Source organism: Streptomyces sp. NPDC005533 (assembly GCF_042871845.1).
Taxonomy (GTDB): domain Bacteria; phylum Actinomycetota; class Actinomycetes; order Streptomycetales; family Streptomycetaceae; genus Streptomyces.
Window position 1 is genome coordinate 48844 of record NZ_JBIAJH010000023.1, and the last position, 26657, is coordinate 75500.

Here is a 26657-nt window from a genome sequence, read left to right on the forward strand (position 1 = left end):
TGGACATGAAGACAGGAATCTCGTGGGTTTGATTTCTCATTGATCTCAGCCGGCGGGCGGTGCGGCAAGCCCGAAAAAGCTGCCACACAGGAATTGCCCGCGGAAAACCGCACCGCTTGCGGTGCGACCTGTTGGGGAGCTTAGGGCTCCAGCACCGTACCGGCGATGAATTCGAGCAGCTCGGAGCTCAGTCCGGGCTCGAAGAGATAGAAATGCCCGCTGGGGTAGACACGCAGGTCGAAGGCGGTGTCCGTGTGCGCGCCCCAGGTCTCCATCTCGTTCAGCGGCGCCCGGCTGTCGGACTCGCCGACCAGTGCGGTGATGGGCACGTCCAGCCGCGCGTCGACGGGCATGGCGTGCTGCTCCCAGAGCGCGAAGTCGTCCATGACGGACGGCAGCAGGGCGTCCATGGCGTCCTCGTCGTCGGCGAGCTCCTCGTCGAAGCCGCCGAGCCGCAGTACCTCGGCGCGGAACTCCTCGTCGGAAAGTCCGTGCAGCTGGGGGCGGTCGCGGAAGGGCACGGGCGAGGCCTGGCCGGAGAGGAACAGGTGGGCCGGCCGGGGACCGCCGCGCGACTGGAGCGCCAGCGCCAGCTCGAAGGCCAGCAGGGCCCCGCAGGAGTGGCCGAAGAAGGAGAACGGGCCGTCCAGGACGGGCCGCAGGGCCTGCATCAGGGCCCGGACCAGCGGGCCGACCTCGGTGGCGGGGTCCTCCATGATCCGGTTCTGCCGGCCGGGCAGCTGCACCGCGACGACCTCGATGTCGGACGGGAGTTCCCGGACCCAGTCGGAGAAGGCTCCCGCGCCGCCGCCCGCCTGCGGAAAACAGATCAGTTGGTGACGGTGACCGGGCCGTCGCGCCCGCCATATGAAGGGGCTTTCGACGACCAGTCCGGCGTCGGCTTCCGTTGCGTGGCTGCGCGTGTGCATGACCATGACCCCTCTGCGGATTTCGGTGGAAGCGGAAAGCAGAAACCAGAAAGTGGAATGCACTACCGGGTGCGCCGGTGCAGTCGGCCGGATCGGTCACGGCCTATTTCCCGCACTTCCGCAATTGATCGTAGGAGTGGCCCCGCAGCGAGGCAAGGAATGCCCGCACAGCCCTGCCGGACGGGTACTGGTGAGCGATTCCTCCTTGCGTTTTCGGCCACCCCGCCCCGTTCCTTTCGCTCCTGCTGTCCCGTCGACGGGACGGCCGGCGGGGGAACACGAGGAACGGGGCTGCCCGGCCTCTCGGCCGGGCAGCCCCGTTCGGGTTCTCGCGTGGTGCGGGAGGGTCAGCTCTTCGCCTCGCGGTTGAAGGCGGAGCGGGCCCAGAAGTAGCCGAGGACGCTGAGGACGACGCCCCAACCGAGCGCGAGCCACGCGCTGTTGCCGATCTCCGTCCCCATGAGCAGGCCTCGGAGGGTGTCGGTCATCGGGGTGAAGGGCTGGTACTCGGCGAACCAGCGCAGTCCGACGGGCATGGACTCCGGCGGGACGATGGCGCTGCCGAGGAAGGGCAGGAAGGTCAGCGGCATGGGCGCGTTGCTCGCCGCCTCCACGCTGCTGGAGCCCAGACCGATCGCCGCGGACAGCCAGCTGAGACCGAAGGCGAGCAGGGCCAGGATGCCGAGGGCGGCGAGCCACTCGACGACCGTGGCGTTGGGCCGGAAGCCCACCAGGAGCGCGACTCCGATGACCAGGACCAGGCTGATCATGGTCTGGATGACGTTGCCCACCACGTGCCCGGTCAGCACCGAGGAGCGTGCGATCGACATGGTCCGGAAGCGGTTGATGATGCCTTCGGTCATGTCCGTGCAGACCGACACGGCCGTCGAGACGGCACCGGCGGTGGCCGCCATCAGGAGGATGCCGGGGGCCACGAAGTTGGTGTAGTCGCCTCGGTCACCCGTACCGCCACCGGGCAGTTGGATGCCGGCGCCGAGCGCGCCGCCGAAGACGTAGACGAACAGCAGGAGCATCAGGATCGGCATCGCGACGATCGAGATCGTCATCGAGGGGTAGCGCTGTGCGTGCTTGAGGTTGCGGCGCAGCATCGTCATCGAGTCGCGCATCGCGTACGTGGTGCTCATCGGCGGGCCTCCTGCGCCGTGTTGGCGGGGCTGGGAACGGTGGTCGCGTGGTGGCGCGAGCCGTCACCGGTGAGGGCGAGGAAGACGTCGTCCAGGTCGGGCGTGTGGACGGTCAGTGCGTCCGCCGTGACTCCGGCGCCCTCCAGCAGGTCGAGGACGGCGCGCAGCGCGGGGATGCTGCCGTCGCTCGGGATCTGCAGGGTGAGCTTCTCCTCGTCGCGGGCGGCCTCGTCGAGGCCGAGCCGGCGGGCGGCGGCGTCGAGGCTGTACTCGTCCGCGAAGCGGAGGCGGATGTGCCCGCCGGGGATGCGGCTCTTGAGCTCGTCCGCGGTGCCCTCGGCGACGATCTTGCCCTTGTCGAGGACGGCGATGCGGTCGGCGAGCTGGTCGGCCTCTTCCAGGTACTGCGTGGTGAGGAAGATGGTGACGCCCTGGGCGGTCAGCTGCTGGATGAGCGCCCACATGGTGCGGCGGCTGCGGGGGTCGAGGCCGGTCGTCGGCTCGTCGAGGAAGATCAGGCTGGGGTTGCCGACGAGGGTCATCGCCAGGTCCAGCTTGCGGCGCATGCCGCCGGAGAAGGTGGAGGCCATCTTGCCGGCCACCTCGGTGAGTTCGAACTGCCGGAGTAATTCGGCGGTGCGGCGCTTGCCCTCCGCCCGGTCCAGGTGGTGCAGGTCCGCCATGAGGAGCATGTTCTCCTCGGCGGTCAGCAGCCCGTCCACCGCGGCGAACTGGCCGGTGACGCCGATCTCGCGGCGGATCGCTTCCGGGTCCCGTTCCAGCGAGTGCCCCACCACGGCCGCCTCGCCACCGTCGGCGGCGATGAGCGTGGAGAGGATCTGGACCGTGGTGGTCTTCCCCGCCCCGTTCGGACCGAGCAGCGCGAAGATCGTGCCCGCCTGCACCTGCAGGTCAATCCCGTCGAGTACGACCTTCTCGCCGTACGACTTGCGCAGGCCGACTGCGCTGATCCCCGTGGGCGGGGCCTTCTGTTCGGTCGCGGCACTCATCGTGCCCCCTCCATTTCGTAGCAGTTGCGAGGCAGAGCTCTGGCGTCAGGCGCCGTGCGCACGCTGGATGGTGATGTCACCGAGGCTGGTCCTCGCGTGCACCTTGACGGTCTCCGCGCCCTCTGTGGGGCCTTCGGCGGATCCGAGGGTGCTGTAGACCGTCCCGGACTGGGAGTTGATGTCGAGCCAGGCGGCAGTCCCCTGGCGGATCCCGACTTCGAGGTTGCCCGCCTTAGTCTGGAGCTCCACCGTGCCGCGCGCCACTTCCTCGATGCGTACGTTGCCATTCGAGCTCTTTGACGTCACCGACCCTTGCGCCCGGCCGACGGTGATGTTTCCATTGGCGACCTTCAGCCGCAGGTCGCCCGCCACGTCGTCCAGCCACGTGTTGCCGTTGGAGTTCTTGATGTCGGCGTCGCCGCCGATCGTGCGGACCCGCACGTCGCCCGAGCCGGTGGTGACGTCGACGTCGCCCGTCGCCGTGTCGAGCTGCACGTCCCCGTGCTGGGTCTTCAGCCGCACCGGACCGGCCTGGTCGAGCCGGATGTCGCCGGCGCTGGTGCGGACCTCGCACTCGCCCAGCGTCCCCTTGCAGCTGATGTCGCCCATCTCCAGCGTCCCGAGGAGCCGCGAACCCTGCGGCAGCGAGACCTCGACCAGGACCGAGCCGCGGGCGGAGAACAGACCGCGCGCCTTCGGCGTACGGACCGTCAGCGTGCCGTCGGAGAAGTCGACCTTGGTCTCGTCGGCGGCGCGCTGGTCGTCCTTGTCCCCGGCGGTGCGCGGGTGGACCTCGACGACCGCGTCGGTCCGGTCCCCGGCGCTGATCCGGGCGACACCGACCTCGACGTGGATGTTCGCGGTGATGGGTCCCTTGGTGTCGTAAGAAGGCATGACTGTCCCGTCCTCGTGAGTCTGGTGATCGCCCCCGCTGCGGGGACGTGAAGATTGACGCGAGAGTGGTCGGCCTCTCGCACGCCGAAACAGTGCTGCGGTGGGGCTAGCTCACCCAGCCCGTGAAGCTCTTCCTGCCACCCCCGCGCTGGGGGGCCGGCGCGTCACCCTGCCGTCCGCCGCCCGGCTCGAGCGCGCCCGAAACGGCCCTGACGAGCCAGGCGTTGAGCGAGAGCCCCTCCCGCGCGGCCGCCTGCTCGGCGCGTGCCTTGACGTGGCCGGGGAGTCGGAGGTTGATGCGTGCGGTACTGCTGTCCTCTCCTTCCGGCGCGATCGGCACGGCGGGCAGGGCATGCGCTTCCTCGTAGCCCTGCGCCACGAAGGGCTCGTCCTTCGGCGGCGCCGTCACGACGAACTCGGGCTCGAGCCCGCGCAGCCGTACGTCCACCGAGCCCGGAGCGAGCTCCCGGGTGACCTCACCCATGGCGTCCGACAGGGCGTTCAGGAGGGTGAGTCTGGCTGCCGACTCTAGCGGTGCGGTGATGCGCTCGGCGAGAGCGCGAGCATCGTCGCCGCCCGCTTCGGCGGCCACCGCGAGCTCGCGGCGAAGACTGGCGACATAGGGCGTGAGGTCCATGTCCCCCAGCATGACACACATATGGCGCCATGGCGAGCCAATCTGGCGCCACATCTGCCACTACTCACAAACCCGCAGGTCAGGCGCGGCGCCATGGTTGCGCCACCCTGAGCCACATGGCGTCAGCGCGGCACCGCCGCGCCACCGCGGTGCCATGCGGCGCCACCCGGGGACGGCGCGGCGTCACCGGTCCCGCGCCGTCCCGTCGACAGGACAAAGGCCCCCACCCCCGCGCATTGATCGGAAACGGTGCGCCGGGGGACTTTGCGCAGGGGGGGACCTACGGCCCCGGCGGCCCGCCTCACCCCGTGCCTGTGTCGGAGACACGGCTGACGCTGCCGAGCCACAGCAGGTCGCGGGCCCGGGTCATGGCCACGAAGAGCCGGCTGCGCAGCAGCTCCGCACGCTCCCGGGCCGTCTGGGCGCTCTCCGTACCGCCCGCCGCGTCGGCCGCCGTCCCGCTCGCGAACACCGCGTCGTGCTGGGGCAGGAAGACGTTCTTGAACTCCAGGCCCTTGGCCCGGCGGTAGGTGCCCAGCTTCACCGCGTCGACGGCGTGGCCGTCGTAGTGCTCCAACGGGCACACCGGGATGCCCGCCTGGGTGAGCAGCCGCTGGTAGTGGCCGACGGCCCGCATGGAGGGGCACAGCAGGGCGGTGTCGGCCGGCGCGCCCCCGGGCAGGGAGCGCAAGGCGTCCAGGAGTTCCCTGTCCTGGGCGTCGACCGTGGGCCGGGTGACGCGTACGACGTGCCCGTCGTGGTAGGTGAGGTCGACGTCGCGGCGGCCCGGGGTGCGCACGCCGTCGAGGTCCTCGAACGCGTCGTCGGCCACGACGGCGAGGGCCGCGTCCAGGATCTGCCTGCTGTTGCGGTAGTTGGTGCGCAGGACCTGCCCGCGGTCGCCGCGGATGTCGATGCCCGCGTCGCCGAGGCGGAAACCACCCGGGTACACGGTCTGCTGGCCGTCTCCCACGAGCAGCAGGCCGTTGGGCACGTCACCGACGAGCGCGTGCAGGAGGCGCACCCCGACCAGGGTGAGGTCCTGCACCTCGTCCACGATGACGGCCGCGTACGAGGGCCGCTCGGGCCGGCGCGTCACTTCGGCCAGGGCGAGGGAGAGGACGTCGTTGAAGTCGTGGACCCCGCGCTCGCCGCGCAGCGACTCGTACGCCTCGTACAGCTCCCACACCGCCCGCCGGTGCGTCCGGTGCAGGCTCGCCCTCCGGCGCCGCCGGTGGACGGTCGCGTACTCCTCGAAGCCGGTGAGGCCCCGCCCCTTGATGACGTAGTCGATCTCCTCGCGCCAGTAGGTCGGCGCCGGATCGAGCTCGGCCAGTCGGCTGTCGCGGCCGACGTTCTTCCAGGCGAGGCTGAAGGCGGTCTCGGCCTTGTCTCCGTGCAGCCGCACCGGTACGCCCCTCTCCTGCAGGAACTCCTGGGCCCAGGAGTGCAGGCTGCGGAAGTCCACGCGGTCGGCGACGGCCGGAGCCATGGCCCTGAGGAAGGTGCTCTGCACGCGGGGCAGGTTGTTGGCGAAGGTGACGTACAGGATGCGGCCGGTGGTCCGCCTGGCGAGGTGGGCCGCCCGGTGCAGGGCGACGACCGTCTTGCCGGTGCCCGCCGGCCCGCTGATGCGTGCCGGACCCGACCAGTTGCGGCGCACCAGTGCGACCTGGTCGGGGTGGAGGAAGGTCATCCACTGCTCGATCGGCGCGCGCCTCGCGCCCTCCAGGGCCGCGTCGCGCAGCCCTTCCAGATCGAACAACCCGTCCGGAGCGCCCGGTCGGTGGGGCTCGGGCGCGGAGGACGCCTGCTGGTCGACCGCCGCGCCCACGTGGTCGGGGAGCACCCGCTCCAGGTGGTCGGCGATCGCCCGGACCGACTCCGCCCGCAGCCTGTGCGGCTGCGCCAGCAGCACGGGACCGATCTCGTGCTCGCCGAGGAGCCGTATCCGGCCGAGTCCGGCGTCGTGGCGCCGTCCGGCGAACACCATGACCGGCTGTACGGCCACGGGCGACATCCCGAGGGACGCCACCGCGCTCTCGGCGGCCTTGGTCGCGGCGAGCAGCTTGGCCGCCTGCTCCTCGGTGGGTTCGCCGCCGGCCGTGACGTCGATGACGAAGACACCGCCGGGCCCCACCAGGAGCACGTTCGCGCGGGCGGTCCGCGCCGCGGCCGCCCAGTGCCGGTCGACGAGCAGGCGCCAGCCGCGCGCGGTCAGCACCAACAGCTGTGCGAGGACCCGCCGCTCGCCCTCGCCGACCGCTCGCCACCTCAACGCCTGCCGGCGGGCGGCCTGCCACTGCTCCCGGAGCAACCGCTCCTGCCGTCGCGCCTCCTGCGCCCGCTGCGATCCCGCCCCGCCTGCCCCCATGCCGAGCCCCCCTCGTACGCGGAGTGGCGATCATAGGACGGAAAGCAACGGCAGCGGCAGGGCGCCTCCCGCCCCACCGGCCCTCCCCCGTCGACGCGCCCCGTCGACGCGACGGCGGCGCTCCGGGCCTCGCCCGGGGGCGGTCAGTTGCCGGGCGGGCGGCCCTGTTCGTCTCGCCGTGTCCCGGTCCGGCGGAACGTCCGGTCGCGCTTCCACAGCTTGTAGGCGGTCAGGGTCAGCGCGCTCGAAATCAGGACCCAGGCCATCTGGTACCAGTAGAAGAAGGGGACTCCGCCGAGCATGGGTTCGACCTTGGCGTACGAACCGACCCAGAACATCGCCCCGAACGGCGCGAACAGGCACAAGCTGATGATCACGCGGACCGGTGTCACCGCCGGTGGCTTCGCCCCGGGCGCCCCTGGATCCGTCGCCATGGGTATGCCCCGTCCTGCACGTGGTTCCGGTGACCGGCCGTCTCTGTGATCCCCAGTTTAATACTCCGGCGGCCACGCGTTCACCGACGAGTCAGTGTGCCGGGCGTCCGCTTCCCGGGGCGAGGAGGTCGAAGCCGATCTCCTCGGGCGAGCGGGCGCCCACGAGGGCCATGGCTTCGGCGAGTTCGGTCCGGTACGCGTCGAGCAGCGACCGTACGCCCGCCCGGCCGCGGACGGCCAGGGCCCACAGGATCGGGCGGCCGATGAGGACCGCGTCGGCGCCGAGCGCCAGAGCCGTCAGTACGTCCGTACCGCTGCGGATGCCACCGTCGACCAGCACCGGGAGGTCGCCGGCCAGCGCCTCCACCACCGGGCGCAGGGCGTGCGCGGTGGGCAGGGCGCGGTCGAGCTGGCGGCCGCCGTGGTTGGAAACGATGATCCCGGCCGCGCCCGCGTCACGGCAGGCGAGCGCGTCATCGGTCCGCAGTACGCCCTTGACCAGGACCGGGAGGCCCGACTCCGCCCTGAGCCAGTCGATGATCGGCAGGCCGATCGACGGGTCCTGCTCCCAGTCAGCCGTCCGGGTGTCCACGCCCACGTCGCGCGCGTGGGCGTCCCGGGGCAGGGGCAGCGGCCTGGTCACGCGCGGCTTGGTCGCCACGTACGGGGCGTCGACCGTGAGGACCAGCGCCCGCGCTCCGGCCGCGACCGCCCGCTGTACCTGGCGTGCGGTGATCTCGCGGTCCCGCAGGACGTAGACCTGGAACCACCAGGGTCCCGCCGCCGCCCCGACCTCTTCGACGGGGGACGTGGCCCGGGAGGAGAGGACCATGAGCTGGCCCGCGTCCCCGATGCCCTGGGCGGTGGCGATCTCGCCCTCGGGGTGCGCCATGGCGTGGAAGGCGGTGGGCGCGGCGAGCACCGGTGAACCCAGTCGCTCTCCCAGCAGTTCGATTCCGGTGTCGACCCGGGAGACATCGCGCAGGACCCGCGGGAGGAAGCGGTACGAGCGCCAGGCGTCGGCCGCTTCGTCGCGGCTGAGCTCCTCTCCCGATCCGGCCGCGTAGAAGTCGTAGGCGCCCGGCGCGAGCACCGCGCGCGCGGAGTCCTCCAGCGCCGATCCGGACCGTGCCACTCTGCTCACCTTTCCCCCTTCCACGGGTCTTCCTGCGGGCGGCTCGTGCTCACCGGGCCCCCGCCAGAGGCGCGTCACAGGCCTCCGGCGACCCTCAGCACCGCGCCCGTCGCGTACGCGGCGTCGTCGGACAGCAGCCAGGCAACGGCTCCGGCGATCTCTTCCGGCCGGCCCGCGCGCCCCATCGGAATGTTCCCGGCGACCTTGGCGGGCCGCTGCGGGTCTTCGTGGAAGTCCGTCCACACCGTGCCCGGAGCCACGCAGTTGACCCGGATGCCGTCGGCGGCGACCTCCTTCGACAGGCCCACCGTGAAGGCGTCGACCGCGGCCTTCGCGGCGGCGTAGTGCACGTACTGTCCCGGCGAGCCGAGCGTCGCCGCGGCCGAGGAGACGTTGACGACGCAGCCGCCGCCGGAGGCGCTCATCGCACGCACGGCCTGGCGCGCGCAGAGCAGGTAGCCGAGCAGGTTGACGTCCAGAGCCGCCCGCATCTCGGCGGGGTCGGCGTCGACGAGGCGCCCGTTGGGGCCGCTCACCCCCGCGTTGTTCACCAGGCCGGTGACCGGGCCCAGCACGCCGGCCGCGGTCTCGAAGAGCGCGGCGACGCCGTGCTCGTCGGCGGTGTCCACGGCGACGGCCAGGACCCGTCGGCCGGCCGCCTCCACATCGGCCGCGACGGCGTGGGCGGCCGCTTCGTTCGACCGGTAGCCGACCACCACGTCATGGCCCTCGGCCGCCAGCCGCCGGCAGATCGCGGCCCCGATGCCCCGGCTGCCGCCCGTGACGACGGTGACCTTCTGTCGTCCTTGCATCCTCGTCCTCCGATTGCTGTGAGCCCGGTCAGCGTACGTCGATCTTGTGGAGCGGGCCTACGTCGCCGCCGGGACCGGTGCGGGGGCGCCGGGGCGGGAGCGTTCGGCCCAGCGGGCCACGGCCGGAGCGGCGAGGCCCGCCGTGGCCATGACGGCGGCCAGGACGACCCAGCCGACCCAGCCGTACCGGACGATCAGTACCGCCGTGACCGCGGGGGTGATCGCGATGCCCAGCTGCGAGGTCAGGCCGAACATGCCCTGGTACTGGCCCTGCGCGTGGTCGGGGGCCAGTTCGTAGGAGAGGGCCCAGGTACCGGCGCTGTACAGCAGCTCCCCCATGGTGTGCAGGACGACGCCGACCGCGAGGAGGGCCAGCGCCACCCAGGGCGAGCGGCCTGCCGCCAGCGCGATGACCACGCAGCACGAGGCCAGCCACAAGCCCGACCGGAGCAGCGCCCGCGCCCCTCCCCGTACGTCCTCCGCCCCCTTGCTCACGGGTACCTGGAAGAGCACCACGAGCACGGTGTTGACCAGCAGCAGCGCGGCGAAGGCCGAGGCCGGGGCGTGGGTCTCCTCCACGATCCAGATCGGCAGGGCGATGTTGAGGATCCCCGCGTTCATGATGAGCACGGCGTTGATCAGGCCCACGACGGCGAAGGGACGGTCCCGCAGCACGAGCCACCGCGCGGCGCTGGACGGCTTCGGCACCCGGCCGGGTTCCGCCAGCCAGAGGTAGGCGAGGCCCGAGACGACGAACATGCTGCCGCCGCCGATCAGTTCGGCGGCGTACACGGCCGGTGTGTCGTGGCTCAGCGCCAGTCCGCCCAGCACGGTGCCGATCGAGAAGCCCACGTTGGTCACCGACCGCAGGTAGGCACGGGTACGGACCCGGTCCTTCGCGGGGATCGCGTGGGCGATCAGCGCCCCGCGGGAGGCGTTGGACGCCGATTCCGCGACCGCGACCAGGCTGGCCGCGATCAGCATCCCGGTGAACCCGCCGACCCGGGCGTACCCCCACAGGGTCAGGCCCTGGAGCAGGACGAAGGCGATCGACGCCTTCCGCGCGCCGAGCGCGTCCGCGAGATGACCGGCGGGAATGCTGACGGCCATGCCCACCACGGCGGCGATCGTCAGCCCGAGACCCACCCTGGCGGCCGGGATCTCCACCGCCCGGGTGAAGTAGAGGACCGAGATGGTGACCACGGTTCCGTGCCCGGTGCTGGCCGTCAGGGTCGCCAGGGCCAGCACCCACACCGACCTGGACTTCGGCAGTACGGCCCGGACGGCCGCTGCCGGCTTTCCGCCGCTCAACCCGTCTCCTCCCCCGTCACGTCCCCCGTCGTGATCCGCGTCGACTCCTCGAACCACCGGCCGGCGGCGGCGAGCGTCGCCTCGACCTCGGCACGCGAGGATCCGGTGGCCAGGACCGCGCCGATCTTCTCCACGCTCGCCTGTGCGGCCACGAGGACCGTGCCGGGCTCCGCGTGCCGCTGGTACGCGACCACGCCCGGGACCGGGCAGTCCTGCGGGATGCGTACGAGCGTTCCCGCGCGCGGCGGGAAGAGGGACAGGCCCGCGCTCGTCAGCGGCGAGGAGGGCACCGGGGCCGGGTCGTTGTCCGCCAGGGACCTGACCAGCACCTCGGGCAGGGCGATGCCGAACCCCAGCGTCACCATCTGGTCGATGAGCCCGCCGCCCATGCGACTGGCGACCTCGTTGAAGTAGAGCTCGCCGTCGGGGGTGCGGAAGACCTCCGCGTGGAACAGGAAGCTGTCGGGCGTCGGGAGCGCGGTCAGGGCGCGGCGCGTGAGGTCGAGCAGCGGATCGAGCAGCGGGTCCTCGGGGTCCAGCAGGGCGCTGTGCAGGGAGAGCCCCGCGATGATGTCCAGACACGAGCTGTCGCCCTGGGACGACGGCCACATCAGCTTGGCCTCGCCGTTCGCGAAGATGCCGTCCACGTGGAACAGCTCGTGCTCGACGTACCGCTCGCACATCAGCTGGGCGCCGTCGTCGGTGCCCAGTTCCGGGCAGGCACCGAGCAGGTCCCGCAGGTCCTCCGGGTGCTCCAGGACGTGGACGCCCACCGAGCCGCCGCCCCTGCGGGGTTTCACCACCACCGGGTAGCCCTGCTCCTCGACGAAGCGGTGCACGTCCGCGAAGCTCGCCGCGGGAGCGTGGTCGGCCACGGGTATGCCCGCGGCCCGCAGGAGCTCCTTCATGCGCACCTTGTCGCGGAAGGCGGTGGCGCTGCGCACGTCCTGCCCGGGAACGCCGAACAGGCCCCGCAGCCGGGCGGCGCGGAGCAGGTCGAACTCGGACAGGGCGATCACCCGGTCGAAGGGGTGTCCCGCGTGCAGGGTGAGGGCCCGGAGCTCGACCAGCGGGTTGAAGTGGTAGTCCTGCACCACCTCCACGTGGGCGTACCCGGCGAGCTGCGCGGCCCGCTCACCGGGATCCGCCGACAGGGCGGCGGCATCGGTGAGGAGCACGGCTTCGTGGGCCGGCCCCAGCCAGTCGGGAAATCGGAGTCCGGACAGGGGGAGCCGATTGAGGATCAGGAATCTCATGTCTGTCTCTCGGTCAGAGGGGGCACCGGGGGCTGCGCAGCCCCCGGTGCCCCCGGCAGGTCGGCGGTCGCGGGCTAGATGTCGCCGTTCGACTGCTCGATGAACTGACCGGCCCACTTGCGCTTGAGGCGCAGGCTCAGGCGGTTGACCAGGTCCGGGACCAGCCCCATGGGGCGCCGGATGTCGACGATCAGCATGACGCGGTCGCCGTCGCTCTCGTTGTACACCTCGTGCTCGAAGGTGTCGTCGATGAGGATCGCCTCGCCCTCCTTCCACGTGTGGATCTCCTTGTCCACCCGCAGGCGAGGAGGGTTGTTCACGGGCACGGTGAGCGGGAGGTGGTAGCGCAGGATGCCGGCGAAGGGCCCCTTGTGGGCCTTCAGCGTCACGCCGGGTTCGAGGATCGCGATGATCGCGTTCACCACGCGGGGGGTGCGCTCGGCGAAGTCGATGAAGGTCGGGCAGTCCCGGTACGCCTCGGGGTTGGTCTCGCCGAGCATGTAGGCGTAGTAGAGCCGCCAGTTCTCCGAGACCTCGGCCGCCCGCAGCGGGTCGATGTCTCCGTAGGGGCGGACGTCGCGCGCCTGGATGAGCTTGTCGACTTCGGCCTTGATCTGGTCGAACTGGTAGTCGAGCTTCTTGGATTCGGGGAAGAGTGCGTACGGCGACATGATCCGGAAGCGGCTGTCTCCTCCGCTGCGCTTCAGGAAGTACCGGTTGATCGCATTGCGAACGGCAGGCTGATTGATGCTCAGCGAACCCTTCATGAGCTCCTCCTCATGTTCATTCTCTTGTTCGGTAAACCGGTCGATGACGAAAAGGGATTCAGCTGCCGGCTGGGCGGCAGGAGGCGTAGAGGAATCCCGGGTGTATCTCGTCGATCTCGCACGACCACCCCAGGGCCGTCAGCCGCCGCGTCAGCTCGGCCGGGTCGCGGAAGACCTTGACGATGCGGAAGGTGCGGCCGTCCGCCAGGGAACGGCGGACCGCGACCTCGGGCTCGCTGTCGTCCTGCTGCTCCAGCTCGCGGTGACGGGCGGTCACGTCGACGAACTCAACGACACCGCCGGGACGGACGGCCTTGCGCACCGAGGCCCAGAAGGCGTCGAAGCGCTCATCGGGCACGTGGGCGAGCCAGTGCGCGAAGAACACGCTGTCGAACTCCTGCTCCGGGTCCCAGTCGAAGAGGTCCTGCTGCCGGAACGAGACGTTCGCCAGCCCGTGCCGGCCGGCCTCGGCGATCATCTCCGGGGAGCCGTCCAGGCAGGTGACGGAGGTTCCCACCGCCGCCAGGTACGGGGTCCAGTAGCCGGTTCCGCAGGCCAGTTCCAGCACCTCGCCCCGGATGCTCCCGGAGCGGAGCCGGGCCAGGGCGCTGGGCAGGCCCGGATCCATGTACGGCACGAACGTGGCGTCGTACTCCGTGGCCCGCGCACGGTAGTAGCCGAGCTGGCTGTCGATCAGGGTGTCCTGCGTCGATTCCATGTCAATTCTCCTTGGTCAGGTCTTCGTCCGGAGACGGGCCGATCATCGCCACCAGCTCCTGCGGAATCAGGAGCATCTTTTCCTTGAAGGTTTCGTTCAGCCGCCCGCATTCGATCGTTGCGACTCCGGACTGCCACATGAGTTCCACGATTTCCCACCACAGTGCGTAGTAGGGACTGAATTTGAGGTCCGCGCGGCCTCGGATATAGCCACCGGCCCAGGCCTGGAGCCTGTTTTCCTCCAGGAAGCAGATGCCGACGGCCAGGGTCTCGCCCTCGTGACTGCGGATCTCCACCACGCGCACCGGCCCGTCGAGCTCCCGCAGGAACGCGGCGAGTTTCAGCGGGTCGTAGTACTTCGGGGACCCGGTCCGGGCCGCGCTCGCCGCCACGAGTTCCAGCAGCGGGACCAGCCCGTCGTAGTCCGCCCGGTGCACCAGGCCGAACGCCCGCTCCTCGTAGCGCCGCAACTGGCGTTTGTAGTCGTGCGAGGTCGACTTCCGCATCCCCGCCAGGTAGCCCTGCCGGTCCGGCGCGTCCTCGCGCCGCAGGGTCCAGCGCGGGACCAGGGTCTTGCGCCGGAACCGCCTGCTCTCCAGGACCTTCACCAGGTCCGCGTCGGCGCTGACGTTGACGAACCCCCAGAGCGGGGCGTCCAGTTCCGCCGCCCGCGCGCCGAACGCCCGTTGCAGCGCGTCGAGTGCTTCCTCGTCGGTGGCCAGCAGCCGGGTGTCGGGGCTGTGCCACATCGGGGACAGCAGGGCCTGCTCCCCCTCGGCCAGGCCGAGAAGTCCCAGCGGGTCGCCCTGTCGGTACGTGGGCGCCACGGCCACCAGTTCGCCCGTGTCCCGGCGGATCTCCAGGTACTGCGGGTCGGTGATCCGCTGCACCGGGTGGTGCTCGTACGCGCGCAGGAAGGCCCGGGTGTTGAACACAGGGGCGTCCAACTCCGCTACCAGGCCGTCCCATTCGGGTCCCAGTTCGTCCGCCGATCCGACGCTCCGGCTGGTCAGCGCGCGTGCCCCGGTGCCCGCCGGCGCGGGGCCGGGCGGCTCGTGCCGTTCCCGTACGGTACGCAGCACGGCGCCGATGGCGGTGACGCACGCGTCCACGTCCGCCGGCTCGGCCGGGCCCATGTGGCCGATCCGGAGGACCTCGTCCTTCCACGGTCCGCGCCCGGAGGACACCCACACGTCGTGCTCGGTCGACAGGACCTCGCGCACCGCCTCCGCCTCGGGAACTGGCAGCCGTACCGCCGTGACCGTCGGCGAACAGTGGGCTTCGGCCGGGATCACGGTCAGTCCCTGCGCCCGGGCCCGGGCCCTGCACCTCGCGGCGGTGTCGGCATGGCGCCGCCACACCCGTTCGACGCCCTCGCGCTCGATGTCGGCGACGGCCGCCTCCAGCGCGTAGACCACCGACAGGGCCGGGGTGTACGTGGTGGTGCCCTGCTCCGCGTGCTCGGCGGCGCGGGCCAGGCTCAGGTAGTAGCTGCCCGCACCGGGAGCGGCGGCGCGGGCGAGCGCCCGCTCCGAGGCCACCACGAGGGAGAGCCCCGGCGGACAGGCCAGTGCCTTCTGCGTGACGCCCACCGCCACGTCGAGCCCGAGCTCGTCGAAGGCGATCTCGGCGGCGCCGAGGCTGCTGACCACGTCCACGAGGATCAGGCAGTCGCTCGCCGCCCGGATCGCTCGTGCCCATTCCCGCAGCGGGGCGAGTACTCCTGTGGACGTCTCGCTGTGGGTCAGCAGGACGGCGTCGTACCCGTTCGCGATCCGCGTGGCGAGCTCCGCCGCGGACGGCAGCCGGCCCCAGGGTGCGGCCAGGACGTCCACCACGGCGCCGTGGTGCTCCGCGATCTCGGCGAACCGCTCGCCGAAGTAGCCCAGTTGCACGGAGAGCACCCGGTCGCCCGGCCGCAGCACGGACGCGGCGGCGGCCTCCAGGCCTCCGGTTCCCGAGCAGGTCAGGGCCAGTACCGGCTGTCGGGTTCCGAACAGCGGCCCGAGCCGGCGCGTGACCTCGGCCAGCCGGACCCGGAACTCCGCACAACGGTGGCTGATCATCCGCTCGGTCATCCGCCGGAGCGTGGACTCCGGGACCTCGACCGGCCCGGTCACCCGGTAGTTGCGCATGCGCCGTCCCCCGCTCCGCCGAGGTGGGCGGCGAGCGTTCGCCGCAGTCCCGCGTGGGCCTGCTCCGGTTCCAGCCGGACGGGCATGCCGCCCATCCGGTTCGAGGCCAGCCCCTCCGCGACGAGGAGCCCGAGGAGTTCGTCGGAGGGCTGTTCCGCCAGCCGGACCCCGATCGAGGCGATCCGCCGGGCGACCAGGTCACCGAGGAGGTCGCCCAGTTCTCCGGGACCGCAGCCGAAGAGCGAGCCGAGGACGGACACCGCGGCGCGCACCGTGTCCGGACCCCGTTCGTCGAGGACGTCCCGCGGTCCGGCCCGCTCCACCAGGGGCATCAACCAGATGAGATTGAGCGCGCAGGCCAGCCCGTGCGGGATCTCCAGTCGGGCGGTCAGCGGGTAGGACAGCGCGTGGGCGGCCGTGGTCCGTGTGATGTCGATGGCCTGCCCCGCGCGGGTGGCCGCCTCACTGAGCGCGTCGCGTTCGCCGCGGCTCGGCGTCTCGTCCGCCTCGCGCAGGATCGTGACGATGCGCCGCAGCGCCTCCCGCGCGTGGGCGCGGGAGAGCTCGGTGGACCGTACGGACCACAGGGACTCCACCGCGTGCGCCAGCGCGTCGAACGCGCAGCTCCAGGTCACCGCGGGCGGGCAGGAGTCGGTCAGTGCCGGGTCCACCACGGCCGCGTCGGCCCGGGCCCGCGGGGTGTCCAGCGAGACCTTGCGCCGTCCCCGGTAGAGGGTGGCGAACTGCGTGACCTCACTGCCCGTCCCCGCCGTGGTCGGGACCAGCAGCAGCTCCGTTCCGTTCCCGGCCGGCGGGCGCCGGCCCAGGATCGTCTCCTCGGCCTGGTCGGCGTCGGCCGGCAGCAGCGCGGCGGCCTTGGCCACGTCGAGGGCCGAGCCCCCGCCGATTCCCATGACCAGATCGGCGCCCCACTCGGCGCGCCGCCGCGCCGCCTGCACCGCGTGCTCCACACCGGGGTTCGGGCAGAACCCGGTGAACACCTCCGCCTCGGGCGGCAGCCAGCGCTCGGCCCGCGTCCGGTGCAGCGTCCCCTTGCTGGCGACCACCAGCACCCGGCGGCCCGTCAGCAGCCCCGGGACCCCGGCGAAGGAGCCCCGTCCGCCGAGCAGGGCCGTCTCCCGTTCCCTCGTCCGTGCCGTCATGAGCCGTCCAGGGAGCCGGGCGCCGCGGCCTGCCGGAACCGCTTGACGATGTCCAGCGGCCCCGTGGAAGCCGTGGCCCGCGGGTGTACCTCGCCCGGCGTCGGGACGACCGTCAGGGCGCAGAACACCGGCCCGGGCGTGCCGAGCGCGGTGCGCAGCGTCCCGACCAGCTCGGCGGGGTCCTCGCAGGTCAGCACCGCTCGGTAGCCGAGGCCGTGCCCCAGGGCCGCCCAGTCCATCGCACCGGTGGTGGTCGTCTGGCAGCCCGTCGACTCGTAGCAGCCGTTGTCGACCACGATGTGGACGAGGTTCTCCGCGCCCGAGGCTCCGATGGTAGATCCGGTGCCCAGGTGCATCAGGAAGGCGCCGTCGCCGTCCAGGACGACGACCCGGCGCGAGGGACCGGCGGTCGCGAGACCGACGCCGATGGCGCCGGCGTGGCCCATCGAACCCTGCATGTAGAAGGTTCCCGGACGGTCCCGCTCGTGGTGCGCCTGCCGCGAGAGGTACCCCGTGGTGGTCACCAGCAGCTCGTCGGTGAGCTCCGCCATCAGGGCCGACACCGCCAGGGGGCGGGTGAGGCGTCCCGCCGCCGGCTCGGCGGCCACGGCCGCGGCGGTGTCCGCGCGGCCGATGGCGCCCCGGGGCACCAGGAGGAAGAACGGGCGGTCGTGTGCCCGGGCTTCGGCCGCCCGCGCCAGCGCGTCCTCCAGCGTGGTTTCGCCCAGGACCGCGTACGGCACGTCGTACGTCTCCAGCATGCCGATCGTGGAGGTGCCCATCGCCGCGTGCTGCGGCTCGTCGTCCTCCGGGTCCGGCCAGCCGCGCATCGTCATCACCACCAGCACCGGTATCCGGTACGGCAGCACCAGCGAGGTGAGCGGATTGACCAGGTTGCCGAAGCCGGAGTTCTGGCACAGCACCACGGAGGTCTGCCCGGCCAGCTCCCAGCCGGCCGCGATCGACAGGGCCGCGCCCTCGGAGGCCGCCGGGGTCAGCAGTCCGGCCTCGTCGAACAGGGTCCAGGGCCCGGCGAGATGGCCGCACGGCACGCCGGTGACCTTGCGGACCCCGTAGGCGTGCAGCGCGGACACGAACGCGTCGGCGGACACGGTCGTCGCGGTCATCGGTCCTCACCGAGCCACTGGTCGATGCCGGACAGGGCGAAGATGTCCTTCACCGTGGCGATGTGCGGCTCGACCGCGACCGTCGACCCGTCCGCCAGCACGGTGGCCCAGGTGTCCCGTACGGCCTTGACCATGGAGCGCATGCCCTGGTTCGCGTAGATCACCATGGAGATCCCGGCCGCCTTGGCCTCGTCGGCCGAGAACGCCGAGTAGGTGGTCGGTACGACGACCACCGGAGCCCGGTGGTCCCACTCCTTCATGAAGGAGACGATCTCGCTCGAGTCCGCCCTCTTCGAATGGACGAGGACGGCGTCCGCGCCCGCGTCGACGTAGGAGTGGCAGCGGCGCAGCGCCTCGTCGAGACCGAGCCCGCAGATGAACGCCTCGGTCCTGGCGATCAGTACGGTCTCGGAGCGGGTCTGCGCGCTCTTCGCGGCCTCCAGCTTCCGGCCGAACTCGTCCGCGTCGAGCAGTTCCTGACCGGCTTCCAGGAAGCTGTTGCGCTTGGGGAAGATCTTGTCCTCGATGCACACTCCGGCGATGCCCGCGGCCTCGTACCGCATCATCGTGAACGCGGCGTTCAGGTTGCCGCCGAAACCGGTGTCACAGTCCGCGACCACCGGGACCGAGACCGCGTGGTGCATCGCGGTGGCGCCGGCGAGGTACTCGGACATGCCGAGCAGGCTGACGTCGGGCAGGCCGTGCGCCGCCGAGATCTCCAGTCCGGAGGCCCACACGGCGTTGAACCCGGCCTCTTCGGCCAGTCGCGCGGACATCCCGTCGTGGGCTCCGGCGACCTTGATCAGCCGCTTGTCCTCGAAGGCCTCGCGCAGTACGAACGCCCGGGGGGCGGTCGCGGTGGCGCCGTGGGCGGTGACGATGGTCATGATGTGCTCCTCAGTGAAGAAAGTCCGTTGACGGCCACGTGCAGGCGGCCTGCGAGTCGGCCCGCCGCGTCGGTGATCACGCGTGGCGGCTCCGCCACGCACAGCCGAAGGAATCCGGGCATGCCGAAGGTCGATCCGGCGCGCAGGCGCACACCGGCGCGCCGCTCCAGCGCACGGCACAGCCCGACGTCGTCCGTGGCCCCGTAGATGCCGTGCGGCAGTGCCTCGGTGGCATCCAGGCAGAGGTAGATGCCCCCGGCCGCAGGGACCGGGGTCAGCAACGGGATGCCGGACATCGCCCGCACGGCATGGCCCCGCATCTGCGCCAGGCGCGCGGCCCGGGCCTCGACGGCCCGCGCGTCGCCGAGTACGGCGGCCACGGCGGACTGCGAGAGACCCGAGACGGGCCCGGTGGTGTACTCGACGACCGCGCGGAGCGGAGCCAGGTACTCCGGGTCCGCCCACACCCAGCCGATGCGCAGCCCCGCCATGGCGTGGACCTTGGAGGCGCCGCCGACCACGATCTCCCCGGCCGACGAGCCCACTTGGTCGTCGACGGAGTCCGCGTACGCCCAGTAGACGTCGTCGACGACGAGCCGGACGTCGCGCTCCGCGGCCCATTCCCGCAGGGCCCGCATCCGCGACGGGGTGTAGCAGGCGCCCGACGGGTTGACCGGGCTGTTGATCAGCAGGGCGCGGGTCCGGGGCGTCAGGGCGCGGTCGAGCCGGCGCGGATCGACCAGCATGCCGCGCTCCGGATCACCCGCCACCGGCACGGGCGTGGCGCCCGCGCTGCGGATCACGCCGGGGTAGTGGCTCCAGTGCGGCTGCGGGACGAGGATCTCCCCGCCCGCCGCGACCGTGGCGAACGCGGCGAACAGCCCGTGGCGGGCCCCCGCCGTCACCGTCACCCGCTCCGGGTCCACAGCGGCGCCGGTGCGCCGCGTGTAGTGCCCGGCGACGGCCTCCCGCAGATCGGCGTTCCCGTACGAGGGCGCGTACGCGGTCACCCGCTCCGCGGCCATCGCCTCGCGCAGCGCCCGGACCGCGCCGTCCGGCAGCGGTTCGGTGATCTGCCCGGAGGACAGGTCGATCAGCCCGGTGCCCGGTACGCGGCTCACGCGGACGCTCCGGCCGGGGCGACCGGCGCGGTGCCGGCGGGGCCGGGGCCGATCGGTTCGAGGCCGGTGAGCGCCGCGATCTCCGCCAGGTCGGCGAGGACCGGCGGGAGCAGCGGGATGCCGTGCGCCCTGCGCTCCGCGGCCGACCGCCGGCGGCGGTCACCCGGCAGCCGTACGGGGACCTCGGCGTCGGCCCGGCGCGCACCGCGGATCTCGTCCGCCATGACGCCGACGCGGCCCGTGATGGCCGCCGGGTCGCCCAGGGCCCGCAGGTCCACGCAGAGGACGAACTGGCCCAGGTCGCCGCCCTGACCGCCGTACGTGTGCCGGCTCCAGCTGGCCCCGGTCAGCGGCCCGCACAACAGCTCGGCGAGCAGGCCGATGCCCGAGCCCTTGTGGCCCCCGAACTCCTCGCCGAGGCCGCCGACGGGCAGGAGGGCGTACCCCTCCCGCGCCTTGAGACCCTCGACCACCTTCGGGATGTCCGTGGCGCTTTCCCCGTCCGGGCCCACCGCCCAGCCCGCCCGCATCGGCCGGCCCTCGCGGTGCAGGCGCTCCAGCTTTCCGCGCGGGACGATGCTGGTGGCCGCGTCGTAGCAGATCGGCTCCCCGGAGGTCGGTACGGCGTAACTCACCGGATCCGTGCCGAACATCGGCTCGGCGGCCCCGGTGGGCGCCACCTGCGGGGTGGCGTTGGTGGTGACCAGGGCGAACGCACCTGCGCGGGCAGCCCGTTCGGCGTACCAGCCGGCGATCCCGATGTGGTTGGAACGGCGTACGGCCACCGCCGACACCCCGTGCTCCGCGGCCCGCTCCACGGCCAGGTCGAGCGCGAAGCACAGAGCGGGCTGGCCCAGTCCGTTGTGCGCGTCCACGACGGTGACCCCGCCCTGCTCGCGGACGATCTCGGGCCGGGCCGTACCGCTGATGGTGCCGCGCAGCAGCCCCTCCACGTAGCGGCGGAGCCGGGCCACCCCGTGGCTGTCGACCCCGGCGAGGTCGGCGGAGACCAGGACCTCCGCCGTGAGCTCGGCGTCGTCGCGCCGCGCACCCGCGGAAACGAGCGCCTCCGTCGTGAAACGGGTCAGAACCTTCTCGTCTGTCACAGTCATACGCGCTCAAGTCGCCCTTCTCGAAGCCATGTCCGGCATGCTCGTTCCGCCGCGTCCGCCAGGCCCTCCCACAGGGCGGGCCCCGTGACGGCCCGGGGCGGCGGCGTGTCCTCGGAAATCAGATGTGCGCTGACGAACCGGTCCGGCAGCGGTGCCTCGAAGCGGACCGCCACGACGGCCGTCGGCCGTTCGCGGCCGCGGCGCCGGTCGGCGACGGCTCCCGGCAACTTGCCGTGCCACGTCGCGGCGTCGACCACGCCCTCGGCGGTGATGGCCAACGCGGCCGAATCCACGGCCCCTTCGGGGTCGACGATCGCCAGCAGCCCCTCGGAGCCGCTCCCGGCAGTGGTCCGCGCCACGGAGGCGAGCCCGAAGCCGATGCCCCCGCCCGCCCCGTACCAGGGCTCGTGGAACCGGGCCCGGGCGCCCGGCCCGGCCGGTCCGCCGGGCGCGTCCAGGGGACCGGCGGACTCCAGGAGTTCCGCCAGGTGCCCGAGGGCGCGCACCGCGGTGGGCCGGTCGTGTGCGGTGAGTCCCTTCTGCGCCCCGAACGACGCGAGGTTCCCCGAGAGCGGGGTCCGTACGTCGGAGAGGAGCCGCAGGCTCACTCCCGCCAGAAGCGTCCGTGCCGGCGAGAGGTCCACCCGGGCGACTGCGTCGAGGTGTCCGGGGACCGGGGTCACCGGCCCTCCCCGGGCGTCGAGGAAGCGTGCTCCCAGCGCGGCCAGCGCCCCGGCCCCACCGTCCACGACCGCCGTACCGCCGAGCCCGACCAGGATGTTCGTGGCTCCGGCGGACACCGCGGCCGCGATGGCCCGGCCCACCCCGGCCGAGCTCGCCCGCAGGGGGTCCAGCTCGTCCGGTCGCAGGGCCCCCAGCCCGCACAGGCTCGCGGTTTCGACGGCCGCCGTGGACCCGTCCAGGGCCAGCCACGAGGTCCGCCGGGTGCGGCCCAGCGCGTCCGTCGCGTCGAGGGGGTGCCGTACACCGCCGAGCGCGTCGGACAGGGCGTCCAGCGTGCCGTCGCCGCCGTCGGCGATGGACCGGACGACGAGGCCGGCGGCGGGCCGGGCCCGCCGTACGCCCACCGCGAGGGCGGCGGCGACCTCGGCGGACGTCGCGTACCCCCGGAGGGAATTGGGCAGCAGGACCACGCTCGGGCCGGGCTCGGGGCGACGCGGGGCGCCACCGCGTGGCGCGTCACCTCGCTGGGAGGTGGTCATCGCGCGGTGGTGTCGCGCTGTACCCAGGTGCGCAGGAGCAGCCGCGTGTGGTCGCTGTCGTCCTGGAACTCCGTACGGCCGTGCAGCAGCGAGAGGTTGTCGAACAGCGCCAGCTCGCCCTCGTTCAGCTTGCCGGTGACGATGCTGCGGCTCGCGCCGATGGCCGCGTCGAGCGCGTCGAGGGACGCGCGCTGCGCGTCCGTGAGCGCGGGCACCTCGGGGTGGTCGTGACCCTGGTCGATGTAGCTGCGCAGGTAGGTGACGGCCGGTCGGTTCCGCTGGGTGAACAGCACGGGCTTGGTCACCGTGCGGGCGCCGCCCTCCTGCTGGTCGCCCCGGCGGTCGAAGTGGAAGGGCTCGCGCAGGGTCCGCAGGACGTCCGGCGACAGGGTCTTCTCCAGGTCGCGGATGTGGAGGCAGGAGAGCGCGCCGCCGACCGCGGACTGCCGTACGCAGAAGAGGGTGAAGATGTCCGGGGCCGGCAGCGCGGCCTCCGCCCCGTCGGTGTGCAGATCGCCGCCGAACCGGGTGTCGGAGTAACGGACGCGCCCGCGCTGGCTGATGCTCGCGCCCCGGTCCCGCACCTCACGGATGAGGGTGCCTTCGCGGTTCTGCGGGAGCGGAGTGCCGAGCAGCCGGGTGGCGCGCAGCACCGCGCGCTCTCCGTGTTCCAGGTCCGCGGGCAGGTCCGTGAGGACGAGCACTCCGGCGCCGGCGTCGAGGTACCCGAGCACCAGCTCTTCCAGCTGCGCCCGGGCCGCGTCCGCGTCGGCGGTGGACTCGTCGGGCGCGGTGAGGAACTCCTTCAGCCTGCCGGTGACGGCCACGCGCACCGCGTCGAACCCGTCGTCCGCTCGGGCACCGGCCGCTTCAGGCCGTGCTTCTCCACGCGTCCAAGAACTCACGTGTCCAGTCCCCCAAATAAGAATGTCAGCTTTCGCTCCGCAGCCCTGTCGTCCGTGCGAGGGCCGCGATCCACGGCAATGAATCATCAACGTGAAGCGAATGTCAATAGACCTTTTACATATCGGACGCCGCCACCCGTCTTACCGAACGGAAAATGGCGATATCCATGTCCGCCAAGGGTTCGTCAGGGCATCACGAAGGCACCATCCGACCTCATATCGCCTGTTCAGGCCGCCAATACGGCAGCACGCCAGTCGACCCGGCGGCCCAGGAAAAGGCGGCTCCACCCGCCGGGGAGACGCGTTCGTGAAATGCGGAACCGGCGGGCGATTCAGCGGAAACAGCACCTCCGGAAAGCGCCGTGCACGCTTTTGTGCGACGACGGATATGGAATGTCTTCTCGGCGGTGCCGCGGATCAGCCTCCGGCAACCCTTTCACCCACACAGTTGCCTGACGGGGGCATTCGGGTTACGCGCGACTTCGGAAAGTTGGTGTGACCTGGGTCACCACGCCGCCGCGTGGTGACCGTCAGCAGCACCGGCTCGTCACGCGCGCCGTGCGCCCCGTATGGGCGCGCCACAGGCTCCGGCGCTCCTTCGCCGTCAGGCGCCGCCCTTCGGGCCGGGCGGCCTCGTGCGCACGGCACACCCGTCGGAACTCGGCCTGGCCCGACACCTCGTCGAGGTAGCGGACGGCCCTGCCCCACAGCCACCGCGCACCGGTCAGGGCCTTCAACTCGCCTGCCCCGCCGCGACCCTCGTCTCCTCGGCGGGCACGGCACGAACCCCTTCCGGGGCGGTCTCCGACGTAGGCAGCGGTACGGGCGAGCGCAAGGCCCTGACCCAGACCCGCAGCACGTCGGCCATGACGACGAGGACGAGGACGGCGAAGACGGCGGCGAGGGTGCCGTCCACGGTGGAGTTGGTGACGATCTGGCGCATGTCCTCCGCGGAGTGCGCGGGCGCCAGCACCTTGCCCTGCTCCAACGCGTCGGCGTACCGCTCCCGCTGGGCGAAGAAGCCGACCCGGGGGTCGTCGGAGAAGATCTTCTGCCAGCCGGCGGTCACCGTCACCACGACGTCCCAGAGCAGCGGGACTCCGGTGACCCAGGCCCAGCGCCACCGCCCCTGCTTGACCAGCACGGTGGTGCACAACGCCAGCGCGAGGGCGGCGAGCAGCTGGTTGGCGATGCCGAAGAGCGGGAAGAGCTGGTTGATCCCGCCGAGCGGGTCGCTCACGCCGGCCAGCAGGAAGTAGCCCCAGCCCGCCACCATGAGCGTGCTGCACAGCCAGATGCCGGGCTTCCAGCCGACGTCGCGCATCGGCTTCCACACGTTGCCGAGCGCGTCCTGGAGCATGAACCGGCCCACACGGGTGCCCGCGTCGACGGTCGTGAGGATGAACAGCGCCTCGAACATGATCGCGAAGTGGTACCAGTAGGCACGCACCGCGTCACCGCCGATGGCCTCGGACAGCAGGTGGGACAGGCCGAGGGCGAAGGTGGGCGCGCCGCCCGTGCGGGACTGCACGGACTCCTCCCCCACGGCCGCGGCCACCTGGTGCAGGGTGTCCGGCGTGAGCGTGAACCCCAGTTCGCGCACGGCCTGCGCCGCGGACTCCGCCGTCGGACCGAGCAGCCCGGCGGGCGAGTTGACGGCGTAGTAGAGGCCGGGCTCCAGGACGCAGGCGGCGATGAGGGCCATCACGGCGACGAAGGACTCCATCAGCATGCCGCCGTAGCCGATGAGCCGGATGTGCGACTCGCGCCGGATCAGCTTGGGGGTGGTGCCGGAGGAGATCAGGGCGTGGAAGCCGGAGAGCGCACCGCAGGCCACGGTGATGAACAGGAAGGGGAACAGGCTTCCCGAGAAGACCGGTCCGGCGCCCTCGCTCGCGAAGCGCGTCACCGCGCCCGCCTTCATGACCGGGAGGGAGACGACGATGGAGACGGCCATCAGCGAGATCACGCCCACCTTCATGAAGGTGGACAGGTAGTCACGCGGGGCCAGCAACAGCCACACCGGCAGGACGCTCGCGACGAACCCGTAGCCGATCAGCAGCCAGCTCAGCGCGGTGGGCGAGAGGGTGAAGACGGCGGCCCACGCGGGCGCATCGGCGACGTGGCTGCCGCCCACCACCGCCAGCACCAGCAGGGCGGCGCCGATGACGCTGGTCTCGACGACCCGGCCGGGGCGCACCACGCGCAGCCACAAGCCCATGAACAGGGCGATGGGCACGGTCATCGCGATGGAGAAGGTGCCCCACGGTGAGCCCGCCAGGGCATTGACGACGACGAGCGCCAGCACGGAGAGCAGGATGACCATGATGGCGAGCACCGCGACGATGGCCGCGACCCCGCCGATCGGGCCGATCTCGTCCCGGGCCATCTGGCCCAGGCCGCGTCCGTCACGGCGGGTGGACAGGAACAGTGTCGTCATGTCCTGCACGGCGCCGGCGAAGACCGCGCCGACGACGATCCACAGCACGCCGGGCAGGTAGCCCATCTGCGCGGCGAGCACGGGGCCGACGAGGGGGCCGGCCCCCGCGATCGCCGCGAAGTGGTGGCCGAACAGCACGCCCTTGCTCGTCGGCACGTAGTCGACGCCGTCCTGGAGGCGTTCGGCAGGCGTGGTGCGGGAGTCGTCCGTGCGCAGCACGCGGCGGGCGATCCAGCGCGCGTAGAAGCGGTAGGCGACGGCGTACGAACACAGGGCGGCGACCAGCAGCCAGACGGCGCTGATCTCCTCCCCGCGGGCCAGCGCCAGCACCGCCCACGCGGTGGTCGCCGCGAGGGTCACGGCGCCCCAGGCCGCGACGCGCAGGGCGCGGCCCCGCACCCGGCTCCCGGGGCCGGCCGAGCGGGGTTTCATCGTTTCCATGGGGAACTGCCTTTCGACGGAGCGCGGGGGTAGCGGCTCGGCGGAGGTCCTGGACAGGCGCTGCAGCAGGGCGGTGACCGCCGCGCTCAGCAGGCAGACGGCGAAGTGCAGGACGTAGAAGAGGGGGATCCCGAACAGCCGGGGCCGGTCGGGCGGCAGTGCGAGCGTCGCCGCGGCGGCGGCCACCGGCAGGACCAGCAGGGCGCACCGGGCCGCAAGCCGCGACGACCGCCGCCGGGTCCCGGCGGACCCGTCTCGCGCAGACTCCCGTGCCACAACCGCACCCTCCATGTCGTTGACGAGTCCGGCAGCGACGGCCCGAGGCGGACGGGACGTGGCCGGCGAAGAAGACGGGAGTACGCGAAGAGGCGGTCCGGCACAGTGCGGCGCGTGGGCGCGGACTCCCGCCGAGCGCGGCGGCGGGGGCGATCTACGCGCTCCGGCCGACGGCTACGGATGTTGGTTGCCCGCCTCGGGCGGAGGGTTTACGCCGATGCCGGGTCGGCGGGGTGGCGTGGGTCACATCCACCCCGCCGAACCCCGTGTTTCACCGGGTAGGAGGCAGGCCCGGGCATCGGCGATCTCGCGGCGCGGGACCTGGCGGGGATCCTTGACCCTCCCTGGAGGGACACCTAAAGTACCGCTCAGCAGAATTTGTTTTCCGGAATGTGGAATTAGCAAG

22 protein-coding genes are annotated in these 26657 nt (G+C 72.1%); all 22 read right to left on the reverse strand.

Annotated elements, in window-relative coordinates; translation table 11 throughout:
* Positions 1-140: 140 nt before the first annotated feature.
* The 22 genes from ACFYP3_RS23050 to ACFYP3_RS23155 all read right to left on the reverse strand — a co-directional run bounded on the left by ACFYP3_RS23050 (position 141) and on the right by ACFYP3_RS23155 (position 25966).
* Positions 141-929, reverse strand: coding sequence for a thioesterase II family protein (locus ACFYP3_RS23050; protein WP_388835521.1), 789 nt, complete (start codon positions 927-929; stop codon positions 141-143).
* Positions 930-1276: 347 nt separating this feature from the next.
* Entirely contained in the window at positions 1277-2074 is a 798-nt protein-coding gene (locus ACFYP3_RS23055; protein ID WP_388835524.1) for an ABC transporter permease, read from the reverse strand.
* Positions 2071-3084, reverse strand: a complete 1014-nt coding sequence (locus ACFYP3_RS23060) for an ATP-binding cassette domain-containing protein (RefSeq protein ID WP_388835527.1) — start codon at positions 3082-3084, stop codon at positions 2071-2073. Before ACFYP3_RS23060 ends, ACFYP3_RS23055 begins: the two co-directional genes overlap by 4 nt.
* A 45-nt stretch (positions 3085-3129) precedes the next feature.
* Positions 3130-3978 carry a DUF4097 domain-containing protein gene (locus ACFYP3_RS23065; protein WP_388835530.1) on the reverse strand — a complete coding sequence of 283 codons (849 nt, stop codon included), beginning with the start codon at positions 3976-3978 and terminating at the stop codon, positions 3130-3132.
* A gap of 106 nt (positions 3979-4084) precedes the next feature.
* Positions 4085-4615: a toxin-antitoxin system HicB family antitoxin gene (locus ACFYP3_RS23070; protein ID WP_388835533.1), complete on the reverse strand. Its 531-nt coding sequence runs from the start codon at positions 4613-4615 to the stop codon at positions 4085-4087.
* A gap of 301 nt (positions 4616-4916) precedes the next feature.
* Positions 4917-6989 (reverse strand): UvrD-helicase domain-containing protein, encoded by a 2073-nt coding sequence (locus ACFYP3_RS23075; protein ID WP_388835536.1) that lies wholly within the window; start codon positions 6987-6989, stop codon positions 4917-4919.
* Between the two features lie 143 nt (positions 6990-7132).
* Positions 7133-7423: a DUF3311 domain-containing protein gene (locus tag ACFYP3_RS23080; RefSeq protein WP_388835538.1), complete on the reverse strand. Its 291-nt coding sequence runs from the start codon at positions 7421-7423 to the stop codon at positions 7133-7135.
* A 91-nt stretch (positions 7424-7514) separates the two neighbouring features.
* Positions 7515-8558, reverse strand: coding sequence for an alpha-hydroxy acid oxidase (locus tag ACFYP3_RS23085; RefSeq protein ID WP_388835541.1), 1044 nt, complete (start codon positions 8556-8558; stop codon positions 7515-7517).
* Positions 8559-8632: 74 nt separating this feature from the next.
* A complete protein-coding gene (locus ACFYP3_RS23090; RefSeq protein WP_388835544.1) occupies positions 8633-9370 on the reverse strand; it encodes an SDR family NAD(P)-dependent oxidoreductase in 738 nt (245 codons plus the stop codon).
* A gap of 57 nt (positions 9371-9427) precedes the next feature.
* Complete coding sequence (locus ACFYP3_RS23095; RefSeq protein WP_388835547.1) at positions 9428-10681, reverse strand: MFS transporter; 1254 nt, start codon at positions 10679-10681, stop codon at positions 9428-9430.
* On the reverse strand, positions 10678-11937 hold the full coding sequence (locus tag ACFYP3_RS23100; RefSeq protein WP_388835550.1) for a hypothetical protein: 1260 nt from the start codon (positions 11935-11937) through the stop codon (positions 10678-10680). The genes ACFYP3_RS23095 and ACFYP3_RS23100 overlap by 4 nt, the downstream gene beginning before the upstream one ends.
* Positions 11938-12011: 74 nt before the next feature.
* Positions 12012-12704: an aspartyl/asparaginyl beta-hydroxylase domain-containing protein gene (locus ACFYP3_RS23105; protein ID WP_388835553.1), complete on the reverse strand. Its 693-nt coding sequence runs from the start codon at positions 12702-12704 to the stop codon at positions 12012-12014.
* Between the two features lie 58 nt (positions 12705-12762).
* Positions 12763-13422, reverse strand: coding sequence for a class I SAM-dependent methyltransferase (locus ACFYP3_RS23110; protein ID WP_388835556.1), 660 nt, complete (start codon positions 13420-13422; stop codon positions 12763-12765).
* Position 13423: 1 nt separating this feature from the next.
* On the reverse strand, positions 13424-15556 hold the full coding sequence (locus ACFYP3_RS23115; protein ID WP_388835559.1) for an aminotransferase class V-fold PLP-dependent enzyme: 2133 nt from the start codon (positions 15554-15556) through the stop codon (positions 13424-13426).
* A complete protein-coding gene (locus tag ACFYP3_RS23120; protein WP_388835562.1) occupies positions 15538-16719 on the reverse strand; it encodes a phosphonoacetaldehyde reductase in 1182 nt (393 codons plus the stop codon). Before ACFYP3_RS23120 ends, ACFYP3_RS23115 begins: the two co-directional genes overlap by 19 nt.
* Positions 16716-17846, reverse strand: a complete 1131-nt coding sequence (locus ACFYP3_RS23125) for a thiamine pyrophosphate-dependent enzyme (RefSeq protein WP_388835565.1) — start codon at positions 17844-17846, stop codon at positions 16716-16718. The genes ACFYP3_RS23120 and ACFYP3_RS23125 overlap by 4 nt, the downstream gene beginning before the upstream one ends.
* Positions 17843-18733: an isocitrate lyase/phosphoenolpyruvate mutase family protein gene (locus ACFYP3_RS23130; RefSeq protein WP_388835568.1), complete on the reverse strand. Its 891-nt coding sequence runs from the start codon at positions 18731-18733 to the stop codon at positions 17843-17845. Before ACFYP3_RS23130 ends, ACFYP3_RS23125 begins: the two co-directional genes overlap by 4 nt.
* A complete protein-coding gene (locus ACFYP3_RS23135; RefSeq protein WP_388835571.1) occupies positions 18730-19854 on the reverse strand; it encodes a pyridoxal phosphate-dependent aminotransferase in 1125 nt (374 codons plus the stop codon). Before ACFYP3_RS23135 ends, ACFYP3_RS23130 begins: the two co-directional genes overlap by 4 nt.
* The gene (locus ACFYP3_RS23140) at positions 19851-20966 is read right to left on the reverse strand and encodes an Ldh family oxidoreductase (protein WP_388835574.1); all 1116 of its coding nucleotides are present in this window, start codon (positions 20964-20966) and stop codon (positions 19851-19853) included. Before ACFYP3_RS23140 ends, ACFYP3_RS23135 begins: the two co-directional genes overlap by 4 nt.
* Positions 20963-22189 (reverse strand): glycerate kinase, encoded by a 1227-nt coding sequence (locus tag ACFYP3_RS23145; RefSeq protein ID WP_388835577.1) that lies wholly within the window; start codon positions 22187-22189, stop codon positions 20963-20965. The genes ACFYP3_RS23140 and ACFYP3_RS23145 overlap by 4 nt, the downstream gene beginning before the upstream one ends.
* On the reverse strand, positions 22186-23022 hold the full coding sequence (locus ACFYP3_RS23150; protein ID WP_388835580.1) for a TauD/TfdA family dioxygenase: 837 nt from the start codon (positions 23020-23022) through the stop codon (positions 22186-22188). The genes ACFYP3_RS23145 and ACFYP3_RS23150 overlap by 4 nt, the downstream gene beginning before the upstream one ends.
* Before the next feature lie 805 nt (positions 23023-23827).
* Positions 23828-25966 carry a carbon starvation CstA family protein gene (locus ACFYP3_RS23155; RefSeq protein ID WP_388835745.1) on the reverse strand — a complete coding sequence of 713 codons (2139 nt, stop codon included), beginning with the start codon at positions 25964-25966 and terminating at the stop codon, positions 23828-23830.
* Between the last annotated feature and the right edge of the window lie 691 nt (positions 25967-26657).

Bases quoted from the DNA above. Each gene is read 5' to 3' on its own strand.
- ACFYP3_RS23050 (WP_388835521.1), bottom strand. From the start codon at position 929: ATGCACACGCGCAGCCACGCAACGGAAGCCGACGCCGGACTGGTCGTC.
- ACFYP3_RS23055 (WP_388835524.1), bottom strand. From the start codon at position 2,074: ATGAGCACCACGTACGCGATGCGCGACTCGATGACGATGCTGCGCCGC.
- ACFYP3_RS23060 (WP_388835527.1), bottom strand. From the start codon at position 3,084: ATGAGTGCCGCGACCGAACAGAAGGCCCCGCCCACGGGGATCAGCGCA.
- ACFYP3_RS23065 (WP_388835530.1), bottom strand. From the start codon at position 3,978: ATGCCTTCTTACGACACCAAGGGACCCATCACCGCGAACATCCACGTC.
- ACFYP3_RS23070 (WP_388835533.1), bottom strand. From the start codon at position 4,615: ATGGACCTCACGCCCTATGTCGCCAGTCTTCGCCGCGAGCTCGCGGTG.
- ACFYP3_RS23075 (WP_388835536.1), bottom strand. From the start codon at position 6,989: ATGGGGGCAGGCGGGGCGGGATCGCAGCGGGCGCAGGAGGCGCGACGG.
- ACFYP3_RS23080 (WP_388835538.1), bottom strand. From the start codon at position 7,423: ATGGCGACGGATCCAGGGGCGCCCGGGGCGAAGCCACCGGCGGTGACA.
- ACFYP3_RS23090 (WP_388835544.1), bottom strand. From the start codon at position 9,370: ATGCAAGGACGACAGAAGGTCACCGTCGTCACGGGCGGCAGCCGGGGC.
- ACFYP3_RS23100 (WP_388835550.1), bottom strand. From the start codon at position 11,937: ATGAGATTCCTGATCCTCAATCGGCTCCCCCTGTCCGGACTCCGATTT.
- ACFYP3_RS23105 (WP_388835553.1), bottom strand. From the start codon at position 12,704: ATGAAGGGTTCGCTGAGCATCAATCAGCCTGCCGTTCGCAATGCGATC.
- ACFYP3_RS23110 (WP_388835556.1), bottom strand. From the start codon at position 13,422: ATGGAATCGACGCAGGACACCCTGATCGACAGCCAGCTCGGCTACTAC.
- ACFYP3_RS23115 (WP_388835559.1), bottom strand. From the start codon at position 15,556: ATGCGCAACTACCGGGTGACCGGGCCGGTCGAGGTCCCGGAGTCCACG.
- ACFYP3_RS23120 (WP_388835562.1), bottom strand. From the start codon at position 16,719: ATGACGGCACGGACGAGGGAACGGGAGACGGCCCTGCTCGGCGGACGG.
- ACFYP3_RS23125 (WP_388835565.1), bottom strand. From the start codon at position 17,846: ATGACCGCGACGACCGTGTCCGCCGACGCGTTCGTGTCCGCGCTGCAC.
- ACFYP3_RS23130 (WP_388835568.1), bottom strand. From the start codon at position 18,733: ATGACCATCGTCACCGCCCACGGCGCCACCGCGACCGCCCCCCGGGCG.
- ACFYP3_RS23140 (WP_388835574.1), bottom strand. From the start codon at position 20,966: ATGACTGTGACAGACGAGAAGGTTCTGACCCGTTTCACGACGGAGGCG.
- ACFYP3_RS23145 (WP_388835577.1), bottom strand. From the start codon at position 22,189: ATGACCACCTCCCAGCGAGGTGACGCGCCACGCGGTGGCGCCCCGCGT.
- ACFYP3_RS23155 (WP_388835745.1), bottom strand. From the start codon at position 25,966: ATGAAACCCCGCTCGGCCGGCCCCGGGAGCCGGGTGCGGGGCCGCGCC.